Raw genomic sequence first — 5,830 nt, 5'->3', positions numbered from 1 at the left:
CTCCAATTTAAATTCGGGGCTGAAACTTCTTTTCATCATGTCACCTGTTGAATTATCGAAGTGAGCATATCACCTCTATAACGGTGACCAAAATCATTGAACCACATCAATTACCGCCAATAGAACATAAGGCCGACTGGGACGATTATCGCCAGCAGCACGGTATTGAGGCAGCAAAGCAGGCATTCAGTGAAGGGTTGTATCAGGTGGGGGAGAAGAAAGTGGGAACAGCTAACGTTATTTCGATTAATCCGGGAAAGCAGAAGAAAAAACGCACAGGTAACAACCTTGCGCAACTGGCGGATAATGAAAAGGCTTTATTGCTAACAGAACGGTATGAAGGGATTGCTATTCACTCAGAAAGCGAGGGGTTCTATACCTATCAATCGGGAGTCTGGAAGAAAACATCATGCTTGGATTTAAGCCGGGAAATGGGAGAGGTTTATACCTTACATGGAACTAACTTTAGTAAGCGTGCACTCAATAATGTGGTTGAAGCGTTAAAAATTGTTGTACCTGTCATGGGTGAGCCATGTCAAAGTATGATCCCTTTTGCGAATGGTGTCTTTGATATTGAAACGAAAGTCTTTTCACCTCACCGGCCTGAAAATTGGTTATTAAATCACAATGGCATTGAATATACCCCAGCAAAACCGGATGAGAATTTGCGAGATGGTGCGCCTAATTTCCATAAATGGATAAGTCACGCCGCTGACCGAGATCCGTACAAGATGAAGAGGATATTTGCAGCATTATATATGGTGCTGGCGAACCGTTATGACTGGCAGCTATTTTTAGAAATTACGGGTGAAGGTGGTAGTGGTAAAAGTGTCTTCACTCAGATAGCAACGTTATTAGCAGGTCAGCACAATACAGCCAGTGGCAATATGGCAGCTTTGGACACAGCACGAGGACGGGCGCAGTTTGTAGGCAAAAGCATGATCACCTTACCTGACCAACCTAAATACACCGGGGAAGGCACGGGGATAAAAGCGATTACGGGTGGCGATGCGGTCGAAATTGACCCAAAACATGAACAACAGTATTCAGAGATTATTCGCGCTGTAGTTATTGCGACTAATAATACCCCGATGATATTTACTGAGCGCGCAGGTGGTGTGGCTCGTCGGCGTGTTATCTATCAATTTAACAATAAAGTGAAAGAAGAAGATAAAGACCCGCATTTATCAGACAAGATAGCCCATGAAATTCCGGTGATTGTCAGGCGGTTACTGGCGACATTTGACGATCCCGAACAGGCCAAAGTGCTATTACTTGAGCAACGTGATAGTGATGAAGCATTGGAGGTTAAACGGGCATCCAACCCTGTTTTAGATTTGTGTGCGGCACTGGCTTTTATGGGGGAACCGCGAGGGTTAGAAATGGGCGGTGGACGTAAAACCGAAGAAGAGCGCCAGCCAAAAAGATACCTCTATCACCTTTACCTCTCATTTATGGAATATCAGGGGCTGGGGCGTCCTCTGAGTGTAACTGAGTTTGGGAAAGCGGTTAAAGAAGCCGCAAAGGAGTACAAGGCTGAATATCTGACTCGAACCATAAAAGGCAGACGGCAGACCAATGTACAACTTACCGATAAAGCGGACGAGTTTATCTAAAAATAGCGTTTGGTTATCTACCTTGTCTACCTAATTGCAATTTATTTATATTAATCATATGGTTAATTTGGTAGATAACTATTTAAAGATTATCTACCTATTATCTACCTTGTCTACCCAAAGAAAAGAAAAAAGTAGGTAGATGAGGTCGAGACAGGTAGACAACGGGTAGACAGTAAAAAATCAGTCATCTACCCACTCAAAGCCTTGCGCAACATGGGATAGAGTGAGTGGGTAGATAAGGTAGATAACCCCAGCACATTTTTTCTAAACTTTAAACCATCAAATACGAGTTAATACATTAATGATTGGGTGGGTGATAGCGTCTGATTTTGTGTGGTATAAGCTATGCAGTAAAAGATGCAAAAAGATTTTCAGGAGGGGTATCTTCCGGCAGGCAAACAAAAGCCAGATAAATCTGTGAAGGGAAATATGGAGTTCTAAGCCGGAACCATCGGAAATTTTGTTAACTCAGTTTAATTTCCTTCTTTTAACCATTATCCCCAGTTAATGTGAAAATACCCTCTCACTAATCGGCTGTAACTCCGTGCCAATATACAATTTTTAGCTATTATATGACTTCCAATTTCGGACTCTGAGGGAATGTCAATGAATCCCATTAATGGTGTTTTTGTAAATAATTCATAAATAGATAATAAATAATCCCCTGTAAAACACAGTATTTATTGTTATATATTTTTAATTTTTGTATGTTCAAATTTGTCGCGTTAGGGCAAATGCATTATGTCAAGGTGATATAAACCACCCCTTATTTTAAATAGAGGGAAAAACCTATGAAAAAAATATTTATTATTATTCTGACAATCTTTTACGCTATATTTGTCCCGTTATCTCAGGCGAATGAGGTTGTTAAATACCCACAACAGGATCAGCAGAGTAAAACGACAGAGAGGAAGAAGCGGTCTGTTGTAACTTTACCCCTAAAAGTCTGTAAGAGAATCGCATATTGCCGGGCTAAGGTGGCAAAAAAACTTCTGGAAATAGCGGCTAAAGTGGGGGTAGTTGGAATTTCTGCACAGGGGATCGCAAATAACATTTCCCAAGAAGATTTCGATCATCTGATTACACTTTTGATGATAGGGAATGATGAAATTACCCAACGTTACCTGAATCACTTACAGGAGAAATACGGCTCGGGTAAATCAGTTAAGTCAAAAACGAAAAATAAGACGAAAGAAAAAGAGAAACAGCGTAAAGGCGTTCAACAGGATGGACACAAGTATCACCCTGCGCCAAAGACCGAAGACATTAAGGGGTTGGGTGACTTAAGAAAAGGCGCTGCAAAAACACCAAAACAAGGTGGGGGTGGAAAGCGAGCTAGATGGATTGGTGATAAAGGGCGTAAAATTTATGAATGGGACTCGCAACACGGTGAACTTGAAGGTTATCGTGCTAGTAATGGTCAACATATTGGCTCTTTTGACCCTAAAACTGGTAACCAACTAAAACCAGCAGATCCAACACGCAATATTAAAAAATACCTTTAATGGAGAAAAATCGTGGGAATTCAATTAAATCTAACTTGGTTCGATAAAAAAAACGAAGAATTTCTAGGTGAGGAATATTCGCAAGATATGGGGTATGATAATTCCATCATTGAAAGTTGTGGTCTGCCTCTGCATGATACCTTGAATAATGGTATTTTTGATGTATTAGAAGCATGGGTTCCAATTTTACAAGTTCATTTCAAACATTTAATTGATTTTAATAAATACTTTTATCAAATTTCTTTTGATTATAAATAGTTAGTACACCTACGGCGTGAGCTAAGCTCTGATAGATTAGGTTTACCATTCCCCGCTGCTAGCGTCGGGAGATTTCATTTCAATAACTGCCTAAATAACCATAATCAATTTATACGAAAAACGACCACTGTATAAATGAAAAGATTTGTAAATATTCCGTCCTCATGTTTCCCCTTGTTTAGACCTCTTATCTAGAGGTCTTTTTTATTATTTTTCATGGTGTTAAATAGTGATTGCTGACACATGTAGGTACATCTTGATTTCAATTGCTCTGTAGCAAGTCCTCAAAGCGGTAGTTCTCAGACAGCTACCGCTTTCCCCCGAACCTGCATGACAGCGAACCCTTAACCTACATGCAGAGGCACCATGAAGAAATTACTCGAATTACGTCAGCAAAAAGCAACCTTTACCGAACAAATGCGTTCGCTACTGACTAAAGCCGAAGATGAAAAGCGTTCACTCACCGAAGATGAAGCGAAACAGTTTGATGAGCTGCGTAGCCAATCCGAAGCACTCAATGCGGAAATTGCCCGTTATGAGGCGTTATCTGATGAAGAACGCAATCAGGCCAAGAACCAGCCTGCCAATGAAACACTCAGCAATGACGAACTGCGTCACTATATTGTGACCGGGGAAACCCGCACCTTGTCTACGGGCGTTCCCTCAGAGGGCGGCTATACCGTTATCCCCGAACTGAACAAGCAGATCATGCAGCAACTGGCTGATGAGTCGGTCATGCGCCAAATCTGTACTCTCAAAACCACACGCAGCAACGAGTATAAACAGCTTGTTTCGGTCGGTGGTGCGGCAGTGGTACACGGGGAAGAAGGCAAGGCACGCGGTGAGACTGGCACGCCGAAGATGGAAGAAGTGAGCATCAAGCTGTTTCCTATCTATGCCTACCCCAGAACCACCCAAGAGATCATCGATTTTAGCGATGTGGACATCTTAGGCTGGCTGACCTCAGAGATTGCCGATACCTTCGTCGATACCGAAGAAACGGATCTTGTGAGCGGTGACGGCAGTAAAAAAGCGAAAGGCTTTCTGTCTTATCCCCGTGACACCCAAGGCGACAAGGTGCGTGATTTTGGCACGCTGCAAAAACTGGAAGCCACCACGCTTGAGGCGGATAGCCTGATTGACCTTAAGTTCCTGCTTAAGAACAAATACCGCAAGAATGCGGTGTGGGTGATGAACTCCACGACTGCCGCTAAGGTGCAAAAGCTGAAAAACGGTAATGGGGATTATATCTGGCGCGAACGTCTGCAAGCGGGTGATCCTGATATGTTGTTGGGCTTGCCTGTTCATTATCTTGAATTTATGCCGGATGATGCTATCGGTCTGGGTGACTTCAAACGCGGTTACTTCATCGTTGACCATGATACCGGCACGCGTACCCGTCCTGACAATATCACCGAACCGGGGTACTACAAGGTACACACCGATAAGTATTTGGGCGGCGGTCTGGTGGATTCCAACGCCATCAAAGTGCTCGAAATCAAAGGCACGAAAGCGGGTTAACGATAAGGGGCACTGCGCCCCTTTGTAGTCTGGAGTCTACCAATGAAAAATGATTTTGAAATCCGCACTGCTTCCCTGTCTGCCAGTGATAAGAAGCTGACAGGTTATGTAATTAAGTGGAACAGCCGATCACAAGTTTTGTGGGATGAGTTTGTCGAACAATTCGCCCCCAATGCCTTTAGCGCCAGTTTAACGGCAGGTGCAGATATCAGGGCTTTGTATGAGCATGATCACATGAACCTGTTAGGCCGTACCACATCTGGCACATTGCAATTGAGTGAGGATGCCACCGGATTACGCTTCGAATTAACCCCGCCTGATACGCAATTGGGGCGTGATGTACTGGCACTGGTTGAACGGGATGATATTTCCGGTATGTCCTTTGGGTTCAGGGCTATCAAAGATCAGTGGGATATTGGTCAAGAGCCGTATATCAGAACCGTTTTAGAAGCGGAACTGAGGGAAATCACCATTACCAGGATTGTCTGGGGGCGGGACGGTCAGCCACAATCGTTGCACCCTTACCCACCGTCAACGGTTGTCCCTCAGCGGCTATCCGATCACCGATTCTCATACACTATCACAGAGCCTTATAGCGGCAAGGTGAAAACCTTCCTACAGGAAGAAATCCTGCATTTACGCTATGCCACCGAAGACGGCTTTCTTGGGCGCTCGCCTGTCACTATCTGCCGAGAGACATTGGGCTTGGGGCTGGCACAACAACGCCACGGTGCCAGCATCATGAAAGACGGCATGATGGCGGCAGGGGTAATTAAATCCGCTGATTGGTTAGATGGTACAAAAGGCGCTAAGGCGCTGGAAGCGCTCGAACGTTATAAAGGCGCACGTAATGCAGGGAAAACACCCATTCTTGAGGGCGGGATGGAATACCAGCAATTAGGCATGAGTAACCAAGATGCCGAGTGG

At 44.0% G+C, this 5,830-nt stretch carries 3 protein-coding genes and 3 pseudogenes; all 6 read left to right on the top strand.

Annotated features, from left to right (window positions below):
- The first annotated feature begins 47 nt into the window (after positions 1 to 47).
- On the top strand, positions 48 to 1,616 hold the full coding sequence (locus PSI23_RS19985; protein ID WP_273556716.1) for a DUF5906 domain-containing protein: 1,569 nt from the start codon (positions 48 to 50) through the stop codon (positions 1,614 to 1,616).
- A 1,190-nt stretch (positions 1,617 to 2,806) separates the two neighbouring features.
- Positions 2,807 to 3,124, top strand: a pseudogene (locus tag PSI23_RS19980) (colicin E3/pyocin S6 family cytotoxin); the annotation flags it as partial.
- 12 nt (positions 3,125 to 3,136) lie between these two features.
- A complete protein-coding gene (locus PSI23_RS19975; protein ID WP_273556715.1) occupies positions 3,137 to 3,382 on the top strand; it encodes a cloacin immunity family protein in 246 nt (81 codons plus the stop codon).
- Positions 3,383 to 3,748: 366 nt separating this feature from the next.
- Complete coding sequence (locus PSI23_RS19970; RefSeq protein WP_273556714.1) at positions 3,749 to 4,903, top strand: phage major capsid protein; 1,155 nt, start codon at positions 3,749 to 3,751, stop codon at positions 4,901 to 4,903.
- A 42-nt stretch (positions 4,904 to 4,945) separates the two neighbouring features.
- Positions 4,946 to 5,374, top strand: a pseudogene (locus tag PSI23_RS19965) (HK97 family phage prohead protease); the annotation flags it as partial.
- 9 nt (positions 5,375 to 5,383) lie between these two features.
- Positions 5,384 to 5,830: pseudogene (locus PSI23_RS19960) on the top strand (phage portal protein); the annotation flags it as partial.

Origin of the sequence: Xenorhabdus yunnanensis, from assembly GCF_028598805.1 — a bacterium.
Lineage (GTDB): Bacteria > Pseudomonadota > Gammaproteobacteria > Enterobacterales > Enterobacteriaceae > Xenorhabdus > Xenorhabdus yunnanensis.
This window is presented reverse-complemented; position numbering and strand designations above follow the sequence as displayed.

What these genes read in the sequence shown, in the direction of transcription:
- PSI23_RS19970 (WP_273556714.1), top strand. Translation starts at nt 3,749, where the DNA reads ATGAAGAAATTACTCGAATTACGTCAGCAAAAAGCAACCTTTACCGAA.